The 19261-nt window shown below is 56.8% G+C and carries 18 protein-coding genes; 10 read left to right on the forward strand and 8 right to left on the reverse strand.

Annotated elements, in window-relative coordinates; all coding sequences use genetic code 11:
* Positions 1 to 29 precede the first annotated feature (29 nt).
* The 6 genes from abgT to ACSOSI_RS22240 all read left to right on the forward strand — a co-directional run bounded on the left by abgT (position 30) and on the right by ACSOSI_RS22240 (position 8197).
* A complete protein-coding gene (abgT, locus tag ACSOSI_RS22215) occupies positions 30 to 1556 on the forward strand; it encodes a p-aminobenzoyl-glutamate transporter (protein WP_017893995.1) in 1527 nt (508 codons plus the stop codon).
* Positions 1557 to 1733: 177 nt separating this feature from the next.
* Positions 1734 to 2663, forward strand: a complete 930-nt coding sequence (locus tag ACSOSI_RS22220; RefSeq protein ID WP_476706176.1) for an aminoimidazole riboside kinase — start codon at positions 1734 to 1736, stop codon at positions 2661 to 2663.
* A 214-nt stretch (positions 2664 to 2877) separates the two neighbouring features.
* On the forward strand, positions 2878 to 4287 hold the full coding sequence (locus ACSOSI_RS22225) for a carbohydrate porin (protein WP_012146903.1): 1410 nt from the start codon (positions 2878 to 2880) through the stop codon (positions 4285 to 4287).
* 65 nt (positions 4288 to 4352) lie between these two features.
* On the forward strand, positions 4353 to 5723 hold the full coding sequence (locus tag ACSOSI_RS22230; RefSeq protein ID WP_012146904.1) for a sucrose-specific PTS transporter subunit IIBC: 1371 nt from the start codon (positions 4353 to 4355) through the stop codon (positions 5721 to 5723).
* Positions 5723 to 7132, forward strand: coding sequence for a sucrose-6-phosphate hydrolase (locus ACSOSI_RS22235; protein WP_476706177.1), 1410 nt, complete (start codon positions 5723 to 5725; stop codon positions 7130 to 7132). The genes ACSOSI_RS22230 and ACSOSI_RS22235 overlap by 1 nt, the downstream gene beginning before the upstream one ends.
* A 21-nt stretch (positions 7133 to 7153) precedes the next feature.
* Entirely contained in the window at positions 7154 to 8197 is a 1044-nt protein-coding gene (locus ACSOSI_RS22240) for a LacI family DNA-binding transcriptional regulator (RefSeq protein WP_476706178.1), read from the forward strand.
* Positions 8198 to 8349: 152 nt separating this feature from the next.
* Here the strand turns inward: ACSOSI_RS22240 and ACSOSI_RS22245 are convergent, their stop codons facing one another.
* From ACSOSI_RS22245 to exbB, 4 genes are all read right to left on the reverse strand, one after another.
* Complete coding sequence (locus ACSOSI_RS22245; RefSeq protein ID WP_261099329.1) at positions 8350 to 8643, reverse strand: type II toxin-antitoxin system RelE/ParE family toxin; 294 nt, start codon at positions 8641 to 8643, stop codon at positions 8350 to 8352.
* Positions 8643 to 8903, reverse strand: a complete 261-nt coding sequence (locus ACSOSI_RS22250; RefSeq protein WP_261133329.1) for a type II toxin-antitoxin system ParD family antitoxin — start codon at positions 8901 to 8903, stop codon at positions 8643 to 8645. The genes ACSOSI_RS22245 and ACSOSI_RS22250 overlap by 1 nt, the downstream gene beginning before the upstream one ends.
* Positions 8904 to 9031: 128 nt before the next feature.
* Positions 9032 to 9460: a TonB system transport protein ExbD gene (exbD, locus tag ACSOSI_RS22255; protein WP_012146909.1), complete on the reverse strand. Its 429-nt coding sequence runs from the start codon at positions 9458 to 9460 to the stop codon at positions 9032 to 9034.
* Between the two features lie 3 nt (positions 9461 to 9463).
* Positions 9464 to 10435: a tol-pal system-associated acyl-CoA thioesterase gene (gene exbB / locus ACSOSI_RS22260; protein ID WP_012146910.1), complete on the reverse strand. Its 972-nt coding sequence runs from the start codon at positions 10433 to 10435 to the stop codon at positions 9464 to 9466.
* 255 nt (positions 10436 to 10690) lie between these two features.
* Between exbB and metC the strand changes: the two genes are divergently transcribed.
* Entirely contained in the window at positions 10691 to 11887 is a 1197-nt protein-coding gene (metC, locus tag ACSOSI_RS22265; protein ID WP_012146911.1) for a cystathionine beta-lyase, read from the forward strand.
* A gap of 153 nt (positions 11888 to 12040) precedes the next feature.
* Entirely contained in the window at positions 12041 to 12703 is a 663-nt protein-coding gene (locus ACSOSI_RS22270; protein WP_476706179.1) for a DedA family protein, read from the forward strand.
* Between the two features lie 38 nt (positions 12704 to 12741).
* Here ACSOSI_RS22270 and ACSOSI_RS22275 read toward each other — a convergent pair whose 3' ends face one another.
* Positions 12742 to 13629 carry an AraC family transcriptional regulator gene (locus ACSOSI_RS22275; protein WP_256137947.1) on the reverse strand — a complete coding sequence of 296 codons (888 nt, stop codon included), beginning with the start codon at positions 13627 to 13629 and terminating at the stop codon, positions 12742 to 12744.
* A gap of 223 nt (positions 13630 to 13852) precedes the next feature.
* On the opposite strand from ACSOSI_RS22275, the gene yqhD reads away from it, so the two are divergent.
* Together yqhD and dkgA are read left to right on the forward strand one after the other, a co-directional pair.
* Complete coding sequence (gene yqhD / locus ACSOSI_RS22280; protein ID WP_218216666.1) at positions 13853 to 15016, forward strand: alcohol dehydrogenase; 1164 nt, start codon at positions 13853 to 13855, stop codon at positions 15014 to 15016.
* Positions 15017 to 15218: 202 nt separating this feature from the next.
* The gene (dkgA, locus tag ACSOSI_RS22285) at positions 15219 to 16043 is read left to right on the forward strand and encodes a 2,5-didehydrogluconate reductase DkgA (RefSeq protein WP_112364167.1); all 825 of its coding nucleotides are present in this window, start codon (positions 15219 to 15221) and stop codon (positions 16041 to 16043) included.
* A 156-nt stretch (positions 16044 to 16199) separates the two neighbouring features.
* Here dkgA and ACSOSI_RS22290 read toward each other — a convergent pair whose 3' ends face one another.
* From ACSOSI_RS22290 to ACSOSI_RS22300, 3 genes are read right to left on the reverse strand one after another with little or no spacing between them, the layout of a single operon-like run.
* A complete protein-coding gene (locus ACSOSI_RS22290; RefSeq protein WP_476706180.1) occupies positions 16200 to 17603 on the reverse strand; it encodes a GH1 family beta-glucosidase in 1404 nt (467 codons plus the stop codon).
* Entirely contained in the window at positions 17600 to 17929 is a 330-nt protein-coding gene (locus ACSOSI_RS22295; protein ID WP_012146921.1) for a PTS lactose/cellobiose transporter subunit IIA, read from the reverse strand. Before ACSOSI_RS22295 ends, ACSOSI_RS22290 begins: the two co-directional genes overlap by 4 nt.
* On the reverse strand, positions 17926 to 19245 hold the full coding sequence (locus ACSOSI_RS22300; RefSeq protein ID WP_012146922.1) for a PTS cellobiose transporter subunit IIC: 1320 nt from the start codon (positions 19243 to 19245) through the stop codon (positions 17926 to 17928). The genes ACSOSI_RS22295 and ACSOSI_RS22300 overlap by 4 nt, the downstream gene beginning before the upstream one ends.
* Between the last annotated feature and the right edge of the window lie 16 nt (positions 19246 to 19261).

The following is a 19261-nucleotide window of genomic DNA, read 5'->3' on the forward strand; positions in this document are numbered from 1 at the left end:
ACAACAGGACAAACACAGAGGGTAAGACAATGAGTGAGGTCACAACTTCAGCCAATAAAAGCCCCGGTCGCGTTTTTTACTGGGTAGAGCGCATCGGGAATAAAATCCCCAATCCATTTTTACTGTTCGTCTATTTAATCGTTGTTTTAATGCTGGCTACCGCGCTGTTCTCCTGGCTCGACATGGCGGTAAAAAACCCGGCCACCGGCGAGTTGATCAAGGTAAATAACCTGATGAGCGTGGCGGGCATGCAGTGGATCTTCCCGAATATCATTCATAACTTCAGCAGTTTTGCCCCGCTGGGTGCAATTTTGGCGCTGGTGATCGGTGCCGGGCTGGCCGAAAAGGTCGGGCTGCTACAGGCATTGATGTACAAGATGGCCTCACGCGTTAGCGCCCGCTATGCCAGCTATCTGGTGCTGTTTATCGCCTTTTTCAGCCATATCTCTTCTGACGCCGCACTGGTGGTGATGCCGCCGCTCGGCGCGCTGATGTTTCTGGCCGTGGGCCGCCACCCGGTAGCCGGGCTGCTGGCCGCGATTGCCGGGGTTGCCTCCGGCTTTACCGCCAACCTGTTGATCGTCACCACCGACGTACTGCTCTCCGGCATCAGTACCGAGGCCACCAAGGCGGTGGACGCCGCCGTTCACGTCAGCGTGATCGACAACTGGTACTTTATGGCCACCTCGGTCGTAGTGCTGACCTTCGCCGGGGCGCTGTTGACCGATAAGTTTATCGAACCGCGCCTGCCCAAATGGCAGGGCAGCGCCGAGGACAAAATTGAGACGCTAACCCCACTACAAAACCGTGGGCTGATGATGAGCGGCATTGCCGCGCTGGTGTTTATCGCGATTATCGCCGCCCTGGTGGTACCGGAAGCGGCCCCGCTGCGCGATCCGAAAACCGGCTCGGTGATCCCATCGCCGTTTATTAAAGGCATTGTGCCGATCATCATCCTGTTCTTCTTCACCGTTGGCATTACCTATGGCGTGGTCACCAAACAGATCAAACGGCCGGACGATATTCCCAACCACCTGATAGAACCGATGAAAAGCATGGCCGGCTTTATCGTGATGGTGTTCCCGCTGTCGCAGTTCGTGGCGTTCTTTAACTGGAGCAACATGGGCAAGTTTATGGCCATCGGCCTGACCGATATGCTGGAGGCCGCCGGTATGAGCGGTGCCCCGGCGTTTCTCGGGCTGATGTTCCTCTCGGCCTTCCTGTGCATGTTTATCGCCAGTGGCTCTGCCATCTGGTCGATTCTGGCGCCGATCTTTGTACCGATGTTTATGCTGCTGGGCTTTCATCCGGCGTTCGCCCAGATGATTTTCCGCATCGCCGACTCCTCGGTGCTGCCGCTGGCACCGATGTCGCCCTTCCTGCCGCTGTTCCTCGGTTTCCTGCAGCGCTACCGCAAAGACGCCCAGCTCGGCACCTATTACGTGCTGATCCTGCCCTATCCGCTGGTGTTCTTTGCCGTGTGGATTTTGCTGCTGCTGGCCTGGTACGCGCTCGGCCTGCCGATTGGCCCGGGGGTTTATCCTAAGATGGGATAACCCTGCTGACCCCGCCCTGAACTACACCAGGGCGGGCATTCCCTCCTGCGCTTTTGCTCGCTGTCGCTACTCTTTAACCCCAGCCTTTCGCCACTCTACTCATTATTTTATTGCTTTGCTAAACCGGTTCTTCTATTTTAGCTCGCCATCAGACACTGATGAAAACGGGGATCGAACATGGTTAATCGCGTATGGGTGCTGGGTGATGCAGTCGTCGACCTGGTACCTGAAAATTCAAACAGTTACCTTAAATGCCCCGGTGGCGCTCCGGCCAATGTGGCGGTCGGCATCGCCCGCCTGGGTGGCAACAGCGCCTTTATCGGCCGGGTAGGCCGGGACAGCTTCGGCGCTTTCCTGCAGCAGGTACTGAGCGAAGAGCAGGTCGACATCGGCCATATGTCACAGGATCCAGACCACCACACCTCTACCGTGGTGGTGGATCTTGATCTGATGGGTGAACGCTCCTTCACCTTCATGGTCAGCCCAAGCGCCGATCTGTTCCTGCAACCCGAGGACCTGCCTGATTTCAAAGCGGATGAATGGCTGCACGTCTGCTCTATCGCTCTCTCACAGGAACCCAGCCGCAGCACCACCTTCACCGCAATGGAGAACATCAAGGCGGCCGGTGGCTGGGTCAGCTTTGACCCAAATATTCGTGAAGACGTTTGGCGCCAGCCGGAAGCGCTGCGCCCCTGCTTGCAAAAGGCGTTATTGCTGGCGGATGTGGTGAAGATCTCGCTGGAGGAACTGAGTTTTATCAGCAATATCGGCGAGTTGGAGAGCGGTATCGATTGGATGATGCAGCGCTACCCACTGCGTTTGTTGCTGGTGACGCTGGGCGGCGACGGTGTCTGCGTGCATGACGGCAAACAGATCCGCCATTTCCGCGCCCCTTCAATCACGCCGGTCGATACCACCGGTGCAGGTGACGCCTTTGTCGCCGGTCTGCTGGCCGCACTGGCACACCTGGGCGCTTTACCGCTGGAAGCCCAATGGCCGGCAGTGATCGCCCAGGCCCAGGCCTGCGGGGCGCTGGCCACCACCGCCAAAGGCGCGATGACCGCCCTGCCGCATGCCGACGAGTTGCAGGACTTCCTGCGACGCTAACCCGATAGCTATGATTCAGGCCCAATGCCACAGGGCATTGGGTACCCCCCCTCCTTCATCTCCGGAACATAATTTGCGGACTTGATCACAATAGCTGAATCGGGTTAGCAAACTTGATTGCCAGCCGTCGCTCAACTCACTATCTTTCATCCTGAAAAACCGGTTTAGCAATTTAGCAAAAAATAATAACAACCACCCCGGATGATAGAAAATCATGAAAAAACTTGGCTATCTGGCAGTCACTACAGGGCTTCTCATCTCTACCTCTGCGGCCGCGACTGGTACCAATACCAGTATCGAAGCCCGTCTGAATGCGCTGGAACAACGGCTGCAACAGGCCGAGCAGCGAGCTGTCCAGGCGGAAACGCGTGCCACGGCGGCGGAACGCAAGGCACAACAGTTGGAATTACGCACCGCCAACACCGAGCAGCAAACCCAACAGGTTGTTCAGCGCACCGCGACGCTGGAAACCCACGCCGCACCGGCCGGCAAGCTGCAACTCACCGGATTAACCGACCTGAAACTGTACGGCGACGTCGAGTTCAACCTGGACGGCGCCAGCCGCAGCGGCCAGCTCACCTCGCTGAAAAGCAGCGACAACAAAGACTGGAAGCCGGGCAACAAAGAACGTTGGGATATCAACGGCCGCATTCTGGTCGGTGTAGACGGCTACCGACGCAACCCGGACGGCAACTTCTCCGGTTTCAGCGTGCAGCCGTTAGCCGACATGACCGGTAAAATGAACCTCGACGATGCCGCCTTCTTCTTCGGTAACGAAAAGAACTGGCAGACCAAGATTGGCCGTTTTGAAGCCTACGACATGTTCCCGCTCAATCAGGACACCTTCATCCAGTATTCCGGCAATACCGCCAACGATCTGTATGCCGACGGTTTTGGCTATATCTACATGATGAAAGAAGGTCGTGGGCGTAGCAGCAGCGGCGGCAACCTGATGCTGAGCAAGTATGCCGGTAACTTCTACTTCGAACTCAATACGCTGGTGGAAGACGGTACCTCACTGTTCCAGGACGACGCCTACCACGGCAATAGCCTGGATAATAAGAAGAATGTCGCCTACCTACGGCCGGTGATCGCCTGGAAAAAAGACCAGCTCAGCGCGGCAGTGGCGATGGAAAGCAATGTGGTCAACAATGCCTACGGCTATCACGACAGTCAGGGGCAATTCGTCGACCAGTCCAAACGTAACGGCTACGGCATGACTCTCAGTTGGAACAATACCGCCGCCAACCCGGACAACGGCGTGGTTGCCAACCTGAGCACCGCCTACCTGGACGCCTCCGGCGAGCAGGACCTGACCGCCGGTATCAACGTACTGTGGCGTCGCTTTGAAGTGGGTTACATCTATGCCCACAACAACATCAAAGAGTTCAATACCGCCGGTATGAGCGCCGACATCAGCAACCCGCTCAGCGAGCCGGGCAAATATGATATTCATACCATTCATACCTCGTACCAAATACCAAACATCATGAATATGAAGAACTTTAACCTGTATCTCGGGGCCTACGTCTCGATGCTGGAGGCCAATGCAGATAACAAAATTGCCAACTCCAGCAACGATCAGCGCTACGGCGTACGTGCCCGGTTCAAGTACTTCTTCTGACGCTGATGAACTGATTTCCGCCGCGAAATTCCGCGGCGGCATTTTTATTGATTAAGGGAGTGAACATGGACATTACCGCAACCGCTAACGCGCTATTGCCGTTGCTCGGCGGCAAAGAAAACATAGCCAGTGCCGCCCACTGCGCCACGCGCTTGCGCCTGGTGCTGCTCGATGACAGCAAGGTGGACAAAGTGGCGATCGGCAAGCTGGAAGGGGTAAAAGGCTGCTTTAGCAACGCCGGGCAAATCCAGGTGATTTTCGGTACCGGGCTGGTCAACAAGGTGCACGCAGAGTTTATCAAGGCGGCTGGCGTCAGCGAGTCCAGCAAGTCTGAGGCCGCCGATATCGCGGCGAAAAAACTCAACCCGCTGCAGCGCATTGCCCGCCTGCTGTCGAATATCTTTGTGCCAATCATCCCGGCTATCGTCGCCTCCGGCCTGCTGATGGGCCTGCTCGGCATGGTGAAAACCTACGGCTGGGCCGATGCCAACAGCGCCGTATTCGTGATGCTGGATATGTTCAGCTCGGCGGCATTTATTATTTTACCAATCCTGATCGGCTTCACCGCCGCGCGTGAATTTGGTGGTAACCCCTATCTGGGCGCTACGCTCGGCGGCATTCTGACCCATCCGGCTCTGACCAACGCCTGGGGCGTCGCCAGCGGTTTTCACACCATGGATTTCTTCGGGTTGCAGATTGCCATGATCGGCTATCAGGGCACGGTGTTCCCGGTGCTGCTGACGGTGTGGTTTATGAGCATGCTGGAAAAACAGCTGCGCAGAGTGATCCCCAATTCGCTGGATCTGATCCTGACACCGTTCCTGACGGTGGTGATCTCCGGCTTCGTCGCCATGCTGTTTATCGGCCCGGCCGGTCGCGCGCTGGGTGATGGCATCTCGCTGGTGCTCAGCACGCTGATCGCCCACGCCGGTTGGTTTGCCGGCTTGCTGTTCGGTGGCCTGTATTCCGCCATCGTCATCACCGGTATCCACCACAGTTTCCATGCCGTCGAAGCCGGACTGCTCGGCAACCCGAATATCGGCGTTAACTTCCTGTTGCCGATCTGGTCGATGGCCAATATCGCTCAGGGCGGTGCCTGTCTGGCGGTCTATTTCAAAACCCGCGACGCCAAGATCAAAGCCATCGCGGTGCCTTCGGCCTTTTCCGCCATGCTCGGCATTACCGAAGCGGCACTGTTCGGCATTAACCTGCGCTTTGTGAAACCCTTCCTGGCGGCGCTGGCAGGCGGTGCGCTCGGCGGTGCCTGGGTGGTGGCCAATCACGTCGGCATGAACGCGGTCGGGCTGACGGCAATTCCGGGGATGGCCATTGTGCAGGCCAGTTCGCTGGTCAGCTATATCATTGGTTTGGTGATCGCCTTCGGCAGCGCCTTTATTATCTCGTTGCTGCTGAAATACAAAACGGACAGCGAATAATGGAAGAATTGAATTTGATGAAACAGGCCGTTCAGGCGTTGATGCGCGACATGCCAAAAGTACTGCGTGCGCCGCACCGCCCGGCATGGCATCTGGCGCCCAGCGTCGGGTTACTCAACGATCCCAACGGATTCATTCAGCATAACGGCGTCTACCATCTGTTTTATCAGTGGAACCCGCTGGGTTGCGATCACCGCAACAAGTGTTGGGGCCATTGGCAGTCGACGGATCTGGTCAACTGGCAGCATCAGCCGGTGGCACTGGTACCGGGAGCCTGCTACGACAGCCACGGCTGTTATTCCGGATCGGCAGTGGTGGCGGACGGCAAAATCATGCTGGCGTATACCGGCAACGTCAAATACCCCGACGGCTCCCGCACCGCCTACCAGTGCCTGGCGCAAGAAAATGCCCAGGGCGGCTATGACAAACTTGGCCCGGTATTACCGCTGCCGCCGGGCTATAGCGGCCACGTGCGCGATCCGAAGGTTTGGCGTCATCAGGAAGATTGGTACATGGTACTCGGCGCTCGCGACCTGCAAGACCGTGGCAAAGTGCTGCTGTTGCGCTCCGCCGATCTGCGCGGTTGGCAGTTGCTGGGAGAAATTGCCGGTTCACAGCTGAATGGCATCGGCGATTTCGGCTATATGTGGGAATGCCCGGACCTGTTCACTCTGGATAGCACCGAAGTGCTGATCTGTTGCCCACAGGGGCTGGCGGCGCAGGCCGAGCAGTATCTCAACGTTTATCAGGCGGGCTATTTCACTGGCAAACTGGATTATCGGCAGGCCAGTTTCGAACATGGTGCCTTCCACGAGCTGGATCTCGGCTTCGAATTCTATGCGCCGCAGACCACCCAGGCCGAAGACGGCCGCCGGTTGCTGGTCGGCTGGATGGGCGTGCCGGAGCAGGACGAGGATTATCACCCGACGCTGCAGTACGGCTGGATCCACATCCTGACCTGCCCGCGCGAACTGTCGCTGCATCAGGGTAAGCTTTACCAACAACCGGCGCGCGAACTGCAACAATTGCGCGGTGAAAGCCGGCAATGGCAGGGGATCGCCGACGAAGCGCCATGTTGGCCCGTCGGCAGCGCGGAACTGCTGCTAACGCCAGAAGGGGCATTCAGCGCCGATTTTGGCGGGGCAATGACGCTGCTCTGGGACGGTGCCTTGCTACGACTGACGCGCAATAATCTGCGTAACGGGCAACCGGAACATCGCTACTGGCGCGGCAACCTGAGCCAGCTGCAGATCCTGTTTGACCGCTCCAGCGTGGAGATTTTTATCAACCACGGCGAGGCAGTGATGAGCGCACGCTACTTCCCCGGGCCGCAACCCCAACTGCACCTGAGCGGTAAAACCCAACTGGCGCTCGAGCACTGGTCGCTGACGCCATGCATGCTAGAATGACGCATCCTTCGATGAATTCAGATGCCGTCAGTGAAAAAAAATAAACGCATTACCATCAGTGATATTGCCGCACTGGCCGGCGTGTCGAAATCGACCGCCAGCCTGGTGCTTAACGGTCGCAGCAAGGAATATCGGGTGTCCGATGACACCCGCGATCGTATCCTGGCACTGGCCGGTGAGCACCACTACCAGCCCAGCTTCCACGCCCGTTCACTGCGTTCTTCCCGCAGCCATACCCTGGGGCTGGTGGTGCCGGAAATGACCAACTACGGTTTTGCGGTGATTTCACGCGAGCTGGAAACCCTGTGCCGCGAGGCCGGTTTGCAGTTGCTGATCGCCTGTACCGATGAAAACCCGGCGCAGGAAATGATGGCGGTGAACAGTCTGGTACAACGCCAGGTCGACGGTCTGATCGTCGCCTCCAGCCAGCTTAACGATGCGGAATACCAAAAGATTAACGCCGGCCTGCCGGTGGTGCAGATGGACCGGCTGATCGTCGGCTCCGACCTGCCGCTGGTGATCACCGACTCGCTAACCTCGACCGCCACGCTGGTGGAAAACGTCGCGCGTCAGCATCCGGACGAATTCTATTTCCTTGGCGGCCAACCCCGCATTTCACCCACGCGCGATCGGCTGGCCGGTTTCCAACTCGGTCTGGAACGTGCCGGGGTGGTGTGTAAACCGGAGTGGATCATCAACGGTAATTATCACCCCAGTTCCGGCTACGAGATGTTCGCCCAACTCTGTGCGCAACTGGGCCGACCGCCCAGGGCGCTGTTTACCGCAGCCTGCGGCCTGCTGGAAGGGGTGCTGCGTTATCTGAATCAGCACCAGTTGATGGAGAGCGATCTGCATCTGTGCAGCTTTGACGACCACTACCTGTTCGACGGACTAACGCTGAAAATCGACACCGTGGCGCAAGACTGCCGCGCCCTGGCCCAACACAGTTTCGACATGGTTAGTGCGCTGATTGACGAGCGACCATTAGAGCAGAACGCGCTGTACCTGCCGGGCAGCATCCACTGGCGCCACGCCGGTTCGAAGGCATTGCTCGGCCAGCCTTAGGCTTTTCTTGTCCCGGTTAAGGAGTTCGTCATAAGTCGTGAGCATGGCAAACAGGTGCTTACCGGGGCAGAGGTGATTGCGCTACGGCACATGCTCGTGGCTGAATGGTATTGAACGTTGGGGGTTGAACCGACGGGCCAGCCATTAACGTTTTAACGCTGAGCCAGGAGGCGCAAAATATCTCGCGCACTGTGGAATACACGCTCAATCCTGACATTGCGTTGTATCGCAGTAAAAACAATAAGGTATTTACCATAGGCGCTTATCCTGACGCCTCGACCAAGCTCAGGGCGTTTCTGATAGGCTTCGGGGGATTCGCCAATGCGCTGGCATTGGCGGTAAAGCTCAGAGATAAAACTAAGCGCACGGACTGGGTTATCCTGCGCAATATGGTCACCAATATTTTCAATATCACATACCGCTGCCGGCGATATTGTTAGCTCCATTAGTCACTTCCGTTATCCACCATCCGTTGGTATTTAGCCCGCATACGTTCAAAAACTTCCTCCGCCGGGACTCCCTCACCACTTTCTATTCCCTGTGCAATAGCCACTCGCAGCTGTTCGATTTTCATCGCCCGCTCATGTTCTTCGAGCAGACGCAGACCCGCCCGTATCACTTCACTGACGTTGCCATAACGCCCACTGTCGATTTGCTCATGAACGAACTTCTCAAAATGAGGGCTTAAAGCAATGCTGGTTGGCATAGCCGTCTCCGAAAAGTAGTGTTAGTTACTATCTATTAGTATTTCATTGGCTGACGACTCGTCAAGCCTTTGTACAAAACTCAGCCAATAAAAAAGGCGCCTGAGCGCCTTTTTTATCGTTGGTGATGTCAGCCCGCTTTGGCGGTGCCTTCCATCCCCACCAGCCCCACCTTCAGGTAGCCGGCTTTACGCAGCGTATCCATCACGCTCATCAGCGTCTCGTAGTCCACGGTCTTGTCCGCCTGGAAGAAGATGGTGGTCTCTTTGTTGGCCTGAGTTTGCTGATCCAGCACCGACGTCAGTTGATCTGCACTGACCGCCTGTTCGCCAACGTACAGCTGCTTATCCGCTTTTACCGACAGGAACACCGGTTTTTCCGGGCGCGGCTGCGGTTTGGCTGAGGAAGCCGGGAGATCGACACGGATATCTACCGTTGCCAGCGGCGCGGCCACCATAAAGATGATCAACAGCACCAGCATGACGTCGATAAACGGCGTCACGTTGATTTCATGCAGTTCGCCGCTGTCGTCCAGATCTTCATTTAAGCGCATCGCCATAACTCACCCCACCCGCAGTTGCTGTGAATGCTGTGAACGTTTGGCTTGTGCCGTGGCGGCCAGATCCAAATCGCGACCCAGCAGCAACAGCACCTGAGCAGCCACGTCGCCAACCTGAGCGCGATGACCGCTGATTACACGGGCAAAGATGTTATAAATCACCACCGCCGGGATAGCGGCCACCAGCCCCAATGCGGTTGCCAACAGCGCTTCTGCGATGCCGGGTGCAACCACGGCCAGGTTGGTGGTTTGCGAATGGGCGATGCCGATAAAGCTGTTCATGATGCCCCAGACGGTGCCGAACAGGCCGACAAACGGCGAAATGGCACCGATGGTTGCCAGGAAACCGTTACCACGGCCCATGTTACGGCTGTAGCCCGCAACGCGACGCTCCAGACGGAAACCGGTACGTTCCTTGATGCCGTTGTTGTCGTTAGACTCTGCCGACAGCTCCAGTTCGTTTTGCGCATCATTCAGTAATACGGAACTGATGCTCTCGTCCGAGAAGTTCTGTGCCAGCTCGGAGGCTTCATCCAGCGAGCGCACATTGGCCAGCGCCAGCTGTTCGCGGCGCAGACGGCGCTTGGCGCGGAACAGTTCGCTGCCCTTGGAGAACAGGATGGTCCAGGTGACGATAGACGCCAGCACCAAACCGATCATCACGATTTTCACCACGATGTCCGCATGCTGGTACATGCCCCAGACGGACAGGTCCATACCGCGAGTTTCCGGCGGCAGGATGGTCGGTTGCGGATTCAGCGGAGTGATACTTTCAGGCGCGGCTGCGGCAGGCGCAGAGGCCGGAGCAACGCTCTGGGTAACGGCCGGATTAGTCGCCGGAGCAGCCTGAGCGCTACCGGCCAGACCCACTACCAATACCATTGAAGCTAACAGACCGCGGCCAAATGCCTGGCCCCATTGCGCCCGGCCCTGACCGAACGATCCTTGATTTAAATTCTTGCCAGCCGTTTTCACGCTGTGCCTCCACCCGTTACCGATCAAAATTGAGGAATAATTCAGCGTGCGATCATATCAAACCAATCAGGGATTGATAGTAGTTCTCATTATTATTTACCAAATAATCGGCAAAACAACGTCCCAAGAACGGGTAAATCGGCAACGCTTTTACATTTGGCGGTTAAAACGTCTGGATGGCTATCATATGTCATGCTAACGTAAGGGCTATCGCAAACATCCCGTGAAGACCAAGCCAAAGGTGAGCCCGCTCCTATGACGTCAAAAAACATCGAAACCACTCTGATCGGCGCAGGACGCAGCAAGCGCTATACCCAGGGCTCCGTCAATCCCGTCACCCAACGCGCTTCTTCACTGGTATTTGATTCGGTGGCGGCCAAAAAGCACGCCACTGCCAGGCGGGCCCATGGCGAACTGTTTTATGGCCGGCGCGGCACCCTGACACACTTTGCGTTACAGGATGCGATGGTTGAGCTGGAAGGCGGCGCAGGTTGTGTCCTTTACCCTTGCGGCGCGGCTGCGGTCTCCAACGCTATCCTTTCGTTTGTCAGCGCCGGCGACCACCTGCTGATGACCGGCTCGGTGTATGAACCCACACAGGATTTTTGCAGCCATATCCTGAGCCGCATGAACGTGGCAACCACCTATTTCGACCCGCTGATCGGTGCCGATATCGCCGGGCTTATTCAGCCCAATACCCGCGTGGTGTTCCTTGAATCGCCCGGTTCGATCACCATGGAAGTTCAGGATATCCCGGCCATGGTGCAGGCCATTCGCGCGGTGGCACCGGAAGTGGTGATCATGATCGACAATACCTGGGCGGCCGGTGTGCTGTTCAAGGCGCTGGACTTCGACATTGATATTTCGATTCAGGCTGGGACCAAATACATTATCGGCCACTCCGATTACATGCTCGGCACCGCCGTGGCAAACCAGCGCTGTTGGGATCAACTGCGCGAATACTCTTATCTGATGGGCCAGATGGTGGACGCCGATACCGCCTATATGGCCAGCCGTGGCCTGCGCACGCTGGGCGTACGCCTGAAGCAACATCAGCAAGGCAGCATCGAAGTCGCCAACTGGCTGGCCGAACGGCCGGAGGTGGCAGTGGTCAATCACCCGGAGCTGCCCAGCTGCAAGGGCCACGAATTTTACCGCCGCGATTTCAGCGGCTGCAACGGCCTGTTCTCTTTCGTGCTGAAACAACGTCTGAGCGACGCACAGTTGGCCGAATATCTGGACAATTTCAACCATTTCAGCATGGCCTATTCCTGGGGCGGTTATGAATCGTTGATACTGGCCAACCAACCGGAAGAGCTGGAAGCCATTCGTCCGGCCGGCGGCGTCGACTTCTCCGGCACCCTGGTGCGCCTGCATATCGGACTGGAGAACGTACAGGATCTGATTGACGACCTCGCCGCCGGATTCGAGCGTATCGCCAACGCGCACTGACGCGCCACCTGTTGCAATGGCAACTTTATTCGCCTTGTTTAATGTGTGCTTAAGCTATTAGCGTTACACTAGCCGGGTAACTGTCAGATACGGTCAACACCGCATCCTGGGGAAGCCAACCCCAGGCGCAACCGGCATGCAACAGGATATATAATGGATGTATTACGAGAGATTGTTCATGCGCTTTGGCAGCAGGACTTTATTGCCCTTGCTGATCCCAGCGTAATTTGGGTGGTTTATGCAGTACTTTTCACCACTCTATTTTTAGAAAACGGACTACTGCCAGCCTCCTTCTTGCCCGGCGACAGCCTGCTGCTGTTATCCGGTGCCCTGATCGCCAAAGGCGTGATGGCCTTTGTGCCAACGCTGATCATTTTAACCGTTGCCGCCAGCCTCGGCTGTTGGCTTAGCTACGTGCAGGGGCGCTGGTTGGGTCACACCAATCTGGTCAAAGGCTGGCTGCTGCAACTGCCTGCCCAATATCATCAACGTGCGCATAATCTGTTTAACCGCCATGGCTTGATGGCATTAGTGATCGGCCGTTTTCTGGGTTTTGTTCGTACCCTGCTGCCGACCATGGCCGGTATCTCAGGCCTGAACAGCACGCGTTTTCAGATATTTAACTGGCTGAGCGCCGTGATTTGGGTTGGCGCGGTGGTCGGTCTTGGCTACGCTTTCAGCCAGATCCCACTGGTGAAACGCTACGAAAGCCAGGTAATGACCGGGCTGATGATCCTGCCGCTGCTACTGCTGCTGGTGGGGCTGCTGGGCGCCATGCTGGTTATCTGGCGTAAAAAGCGCGCCGCCTCTTCCTGATCGGCTTGCGGGCGGCAGTAGCCACCCCGGCTGCGTGCTTAGCCCTCCATCATTAAAGGAGGGTTATCACGCAGTCGGGCCACTTCGTCGCTTGGCGTCACGCCAAAGAAGCGTTTGAATTCACGACTGAACTGCGAAGCGCTCTCATAGCCGACGCGCAGCGCGGCGGTGCTGGCCTTCAGACCGTCGTGGACCATCAGCAGACGCGCCTTGTGCAGCCGATAGGACTTCACATACTGCAACGGCGAGGTATTGGTCACCGCCTTAAAGTTATGGTGAAACGCCGAAATACTCATATTCACCTCCCCCGCCAACTGCTCAACGTTGAGGCTGTCGGCATATTGGTTCTCGATGCGTCGCAGCGCCTTGGCGATTTGGCTAAAGTGGGTATGGCGATTGACCAGCTCCTGCAACGACGTCCCGCAGCTGCCACGCAGCACGTGGTACAGAATTTCGCGCACAATCTGCGGCCCCAATACCCGTGCATCGAGCGGTTTGGCCATCACGTCCAGCAGGCGTTCGGTGGCGCACAACAACTCTTCCGACAACTCGGCCAGATTAACCCCGCTGCTTTCTCTTCGCGGTTTCATCAGGTAGTCGTCATCGCCGATGTCGATCAACAGATCCTGCAGCATTTGGCTATCGATATTCACTGACAGCCCCACCAGCGGCAGTTCCGGGCTGGCAAAGGTTTCACATTCGAACGGTAGCGGTACCGTCATCAACAGATAGTTACGCGGATCGTACTGAAACACCCGATTGCCGCAGTAACCCACTTTGTGGCCCTGGAAAATGATCACCACCCCAGGTTCGTACATCACCGGCTGACGCGGACAATGGCGATCTACATAGAGGATTTTCACCAGTGGCACCGGCGAAGGGGTATAACCGTTACTCTCGGCAAAGCCGGCCGCCTGGCGCGCCATCCGGCCGCGCAGTTCATCGATTTCACTCACGGAAACACCCTCTTACACTAAGAACAATTCGGCATAAATAATAGTTTAAAACTCTGCTTTTCTACAACGCTTTGTAGGAATAGGCAAGACTCGGGCAGGAATGAGCATTGTGCTGCGGGGCCAGGTTACTGACAATACACCCCAGATATTTTGCGCCATCCGGCGCTTGCCTCATGCAGAAGAGAAATCAGCCATGCAAAACTTTATTCTCCATACCCCAACCAAAATCCTGTTCGGTCAAGACCAAATCGCCGGCCTGGCGCAGCAGATCCCTGCCGATGCACGCATTCTGATCACCTACGGTGGCGGCAGCGTGAAGAAAAACGGCGTGCTGGATCAGGTTTATTCCGCACTGGCGGGTCGCAACGTGCAGGAGTTCTCCGGTATTGAACCTAACCCAACCTACGAAACGCTGATGAAAGCGGTCGAGGTCGTGCGTGCAGAGAACATCGATTTCCTGCTGGCCGTCGGTGGCGGTTCGGTGGTCGATGGCACCAAGTTCATCGCCGCAGCGGCCCATTATCAGGCGGATAGCGATCCATGGCATATCCTGAAAACCGTCGGCAGCGAAATCAAAGGCGCTGTGCCGATGGGTTGCGTGCTGACACTGCCGGCTACCGGTTCTGAATCCAACAGCGGCGCGGTGATCACCCGTAAAAGCAGCGGCGACAAACAGCATTTCTTCTCGCCATACGTTCAGCCTCTGTTTGCGGTACTGGATCCGGTAGTGACCTATTCGCTGCCACCGCGCCAGATCGCCAACGGCGTGGTCGATGCCTTTATCCACACCATTGAGCAATACCTGACCTATCCGGTCGATGCGAAAGTGCAGGATCGCTTTGCCGAAGGCCTGCTGCTGACGCTGCTGGAAGATGGCCCGCGTGCGCTGGCAGAACCGGAAAACTATGCCGTACGCGCCAACGTGATGTGGAGCGCCACCATGGCATTGAACGGTCTGATCGGTGCCGGTGTGCCGCAAGACTGGGCAACCCATATGCTGGGCCACGAGTTAACCGCCATGCACGGTCTGGATCATGCCCAGACGCTGGCCATCGTCCTGCCGGCGCTGCTGAACGAGAAAAAAGCGCAGAAACGCGAAAAACTGCTGCAGTATGCCGACCGCGTCTGGGGTCTGCGTGAGGGCAGCGAAGACAACCGTATCGACGGGGCCATCGCCGCCACCCGTGCCTTCTTCGAACAAATGGGCGTGCCAACCCGCATGGCCGATTACCAGCTCGACGGCAGCTCGATCCCGGCACTGCTTGATAAGCTGCATCAGCACGGCATGACCGCGCTGGGCGAACATCAGGACATCACCCTGGAAGTCAGCCAGCGTATTTATGAGGCGGCACGTTAATCGCAAACTCGCGGTTACCTGTCAGGCTTTAATTTCAGTCTCTTGCGCCCGAGTTGTCCTCGGGCGCAGTGCCAAGCACTATTCTGATATCGCTGAAATTTGCTTAGCAAACTCAGCACCACCCCAGTTTGCCAACTAGAATTTATTGATAGCCGTTCCTGGTGCATGCAGCACCGGGCAATCCGTTAACAAGGAGATACGCATGACAACGCAACAACCCATCATCAAACTCCACGATGGTAATCTGATGCCGCAGTTGGGTCTCGGCGTTTGGCAGGCGAGTATTCCAGACACCACCCAGGCGGTGCTCAAGGCGCTGGAGGTGGGATATCGTTCGATCGATACCGCTGCGATTTACAAGAACGAGGAAGGGGTCGGTGCCGCACTGCAATCCGCCTCGGTGCCGCGCGATGAACTGTTTATTACCACCAAACTGTGGAACGACGATCAGGGCGACCCACAGGCCGCTCTGGAAACCAGCCTGGAAAAACTCAAGCTGGACTACGTCGATCTGTATCTGATCCACTGGCCAAAACCGCAGCAAGATCAATACGTAGACGCCTGGCGCGGGCTGATCAAACTGCGCGAACAGGGGCTGGTGAAGAGTATCGGGGTCTGCAATTTCCATACCCCGCATCTGCAGCGCCTGCTGGACGAAACCAATATCGCGCCGGTGATTAATCAGATTGAGCTGCATCCATTGCTGCAACAACGTCAGTTGCGCGCCTGGAACGCAACGCACCACATCGCTACCGAATCATGGAGCCCATTGGCGCAGGGCGGCGAAGGGGTGTTCGACCAACCGCTGATCAAACATCTGGCTGAAAAATACGAGAAGACCCCGGCGCAAATCGTGGTGCGCTGGCACCTGGACAGCGGCCTGATAGTGATCCCGAAATCGGTCACGCCTTCACGCATTCGTGAAAACTTCGAGGTGTTTGATTTCAAACTGGATAAAGACGAGCTGAGCGATATCGCCCAACTGGATATCGGCAACCGTCTGGGGCCGGATCCCGACTCACTGTAATGTTAGCCAGCCCTGTTGTTTAATGGTAGGGGCGCTGCATGCCGCGCCCGATAGCATAATCAATGGGTTAAATCGGGTCGAACATGTTCGACCCCTACAGGTTTAGCTCTTACCAGCCCTCTCTTGAAAGAGAGGGCTACTTTTTCCCCTTCCCCGTTACAGCTGCTCACCGTGGCTGGCGATCACCCGCTGATACCAGCCAAAGCTCTGCTTCTTCTTGCGCGCCAAATTATTGTCGTGATCGACATACACAAAGCCGTACTGCTTTTGATAGCCGTTGAGCCAGGAAAGCAGATCGATAAACGACCAGGGGTAGTAACCGCGCACATCGGCACCCTGCTCGATCGCCGCACCGATCGCCTGAATATGATCGCGCAAATAGTCTATGCGCGGTTGATCGCGCACTTCCCCCGCGACGATCGGATCCTTGGCACCCAACCCGTTCTCGGTAATATAGATCGGAATGTTGCCGTAGCGTTTGACGATGCGGCCAATGGCATCGGTCAGTCCCTGCGGATAAACCTCCCAATCCCAGTCGGTATAAACCCCGTTCGGGTTACGCACCAGTTTGAACAGCCCCTTAAAACCCAGTTCACGCCCGCTGCCCTTTTGGCCACTGGTGTTGATCGCGTAGCCCTCGACATCGTCGTTATGCGCCACCATTTCGCGCTTGTAGTAATTAAGACCGATAAAATCGACGATGTTGCCCTTCAGCAGCGCCTCATCGCCCGGTGCAAAATAGGGTACGCCAAAGGCCTGCTGCGCCATCGCCAATAGCTCTGCCGGGTATTCGCCCTTCAACACCGGATCGTACAGCCAATGGGTGAAGATCCCCTCGGCTAACTCGCAGGCGCGGCGATCTTCTGGCGAGTCGCTGATCGGATCGTTCGGTTGCAGCACGTTGACGAAGCCGATCTGACCGTTGATCTTCATTTCACGGAAGCTTTTTACCGCGCGGGCATTGGCCAGGAACACATGGTGACAGGCCTGAATGCCCTTTTTCGGATCGGTCAGCTTGGGCGGATGCGCCCCGGTGATATAGCCCATGCCGATAAACACGATGGTTTCGTTAAAGGTAGACCACAGCTCGACGCGGTCGCCGAAACGCTGATAGCACAGACGGGCATATTCATCGAAAGCATCGACGATCTCACGCGATTCCCAACCGCCAAACTCTTCTTGCAGCGCCTGCGGCAGATCCCAGTGGTACAGGGTGATCATCGGTTTGATGTTGTGCCTGAGCAGTTCGTCGATCAGATCGCTGTAGAATTGGATCCCGGCCTCATTCACCTCGCCCCGCCCCTGCGGCAGCAACCGTGGCCAGGAGATCGAAAATCTGTAAGTCTGCATCCCCAATTCGGCCATCAGCGCCACGTCTTCGCGAAAGCGATGGTAGTGATCGACCGCGACGTCGCCGTTGGTACCCTGATAAGTGGTGCCGGGCAGGTGGGAGAACAAATCCCAGTTGGACAGGCCCTTGCCGTCGGCATCAAAGCCGCCCTCAACCTGGTAAGACGCGGTCGCCGCGCCCCACAGGAAATCCTTCGGAAATACGCTCATTGGTTTTTCACCCCGTTCTGCTCCAGTAATCGGTAAATTCTCACCAGTTCCTCCACCAGATCGCGCGCCAGCATGGCGTTCATGATGTGGTCCTGCGCGTGCACCATAATCAGATTGACCGGCAGCTTGCCTTCCCCCTCGTCAAAACCGATCAGCTCGGTTTGAGTGGCATGCGCTCGCTTCGCCGCCAACTGCGACTCCGCCAGCAAAATATCTACCTGATCCCACTGGTATTTGCGCGCTGCGTACAACGCCTGCATGGCACAACTGCGAGCCTCACCGGCGTTGATGATCAATTCCATTACCGCCGTTTCCATGTCGATCATTCGGTGACTCCTTGTGTCTGTTCGATCTGCTCCGCCTCACTCACTTCCTGATCCAGCAACTGCTGCTCATAGACCTTGAAGAACGGGTAGTAGATCAGTGCCGATACCGCCGCCAGCAGCAGCACCAGCAGTGCGGCACGGAGATCCCAACCGGTGGCCCAGGCAGCGCCAATCGGTGCCGGTGCCGTCCAGGGCACTACCGAGATCACGCGGCCAATCAGATCCAGCTTCACGGCCGCATAGGCAATGATCGAATTGACGATCGGCGCGGTAATAAACGGGATAAAGAAGGTCGGGTTCATGACGATCGGCGTGCCAAAGATCACCGGTTCATTGATGTTGAAGCAGCTCGGCACCAGGCTCAGCTTGCCGATCGAACGCAGGTGCGCCGAACGGCTGCGCAGATAAAGCAGCACCAGCCCAAAGGTGGCGCCGGATCCGCCAATGACGATAAAGAAGGTCCAGAAAGCTTCCATAAAGATGTGCGGCATCGGGTGGCCGGCGGCCAACGCATCCTGATTGATGCCCAGATTGGTCAGCCAGAATGCCTGCAGCATGCCGGAGACGATCACCGCGCCGTGAATACCGGCGAACCACAATAAATGGCCGATCAGCACCGCCAGCAGGATCGCCGGCAGCGAGTCGGCGGCGGAAATCAGCGGCTGGAACAGCGCCATGATCGCCTGTGGCAACAGTAAGTTGAACTGATGCTGCACCAGCAGGCTGAGCGGATACAGGGTGATCACCACCGCCAGGATCGGGATCAGCAGATCAAACGACTGTTTGATCTTGGCCGGCACCTGTTCCGGCAGTGAGATACCGATATTGTGCTGCTTGAGAAAGCGGATCAGTTCGGTGGTATAGACCGCCACCAAAATGGCGGTGAAGATCCCCACGCCGCCCAACGCAGCGGTCGGCAGCATCTTTTCGGTCTGCGGCGCGGCGACCAGCAAAAATGACATCAGCGCCAGCATGGCCGCCATAAAGGGATCGAGCTTATAACTCTGCGCCAGGTTATAAGCGATGGCGGCAGTAATATAAATCGACATAATCCCCATGGTCATATTAAACGGGGTGAGAATAGCGACCTGATGTTTCTCCGCAGCACCCAGCCACCATTGAGCTATTCCCCAACTGCTGTCGGCCGAAAAAGGCGGGTAGGCAAATACCAATAAGAATGAGCCGACGATCATAAAGGGCATCGCGGAAATAAAACCGTCGCGGATCGCCATAATATGTCGCTGGGTCGATAATTTACCGGCAATGGGGCTGATACGGTTTTCAATAAAATTGAATGCGGCCTGGCTGATACTCATGGTTCAACCCTCGGGA

Source organism: Serratia sp. AR11 (assembly GCF_056376275.1).

Excerpts from the sequence above, each read along its gene's own strand:
- abgT (WP_017893995.1), top strand. The coding sequence starts at position 30 with ATGAGTGAGGTCACAACTTCAGCCAATAAAAGCCCCGGTCGCGTTTTT.
- ACSOSI_RS22220 (WP_476706176.1), top strand. The coding sequence starts at position 1,734 with ATGGTTAATCGCGTATGGGTGCTGGGTGATGCAGTCGTCGACCTGGTA.
- ACSOSI_RS22225 (WP_012146903.1), top strand. The coding sequence starts at position 2,878 with ATGAAAAAACTTGGCTATCTGGCAGTCACTACAGGGCTTCTCATCTCT.
- ACSOSI_RS22230 (WP_012146904.1), top strand. The coding sequence starts at position 4,353 with ATGGACATTACCGCAACCGCTAACGCGCTATTGCCGTTGCTCGGCGGC.
- ACSOSI_RS22235 (WP_476706177.1), top strand. The coding sequence starts at position 5,723 with ATGGAAGAATTGAATTTGATGAAACAGGCCGTTCAGGCGTTGATGCGC.
- ACSOSI_RS22240 (WP_476706178.1), top strand. The coding sequence starts at position 7,154 with ATGCCGTCAGTGAAAAAAAATAAACGCATTACCATCAGTGATATTGCC.
- ACSOSI_RS22245 (WP_261099329.1), bottom strand. The coding sequence starts at position 8,643 with ATGGAGCTAACAATATCGCCGGCAGCGGTATGTGATATTGAAAATATT.
- ACSOSI_RS22250 (WP_261133329.1), bottom strand. The coding sequence starts at position 8,903 with ATGCCAACCAGCATTGCTTTAAGCCCTCATTTTGAGAAGTTCGTTCAT.
- exbD (WP_012146909.1), bottom strand. The coding sequence starts at position 9,460 with ATGGCGATGCGCTTAAATGAAGATCTGGACGACAGCGGCGAACTGCAT.
- metC (WP_012146911.1), top strand. The coding sequence starts at position 10,691 with ATGACGTCAAAAAACATCGAAACCACTCTGATCGGCGCAGGACGCAGC.
- ACSOSI_RS22270 (WP_476706179.1), top strand. The coding sequence starts at position 12,041 with ATGGATGTATTACGAGAGATTGTTCATGCGCTTTGGCAGCAGGACTTT.
- ACSOSI_RS22275 (WP_256137947.1), bottom strand. The coding sequence starts at position 13,629 with ATGGCGCGCCAGGCGGCCGGCTTTGCCGAGAGTAACGGTTATACCCCT.
- yqhD (WP_218216666.1), top strand. The coding sequence starts at position 13,853 with ATGCAAAACTTTATTCTCCATACCCCAACCAAAATCCTGTTCGGTCAA.
- dkgA (WP_112364167.1), top strand. The coding sequence starts at position 15,219 with ATGACAACGCAACAACCCATCATCAAACTCCACGATGGTAATCTGATG.
- ACSOSI_RS22290 (WP_476706180.1), bottom strand. The coding sequence starts at position 17,603 with ATGAGCGTATTTCCGAAGGATTTCCTGTGGGGCGCGGCGACCGCGTCT.
- ACSOSI_RS22295 (WP_012146921.1), bottom strand. The coding sequence starts at position 17,929 with ATGATCGACATGGAAACGGCGGTAATGGAATTGATCATCAACGCCGGT.
- ACSOSI_RS22300 (WP_012146922.1), bottom strand. The coding sequence starts at position 19,245 with ATGAGTATCAGCCAGGCCGCATTCAATTTTATTGAAAACCGTATCAGC.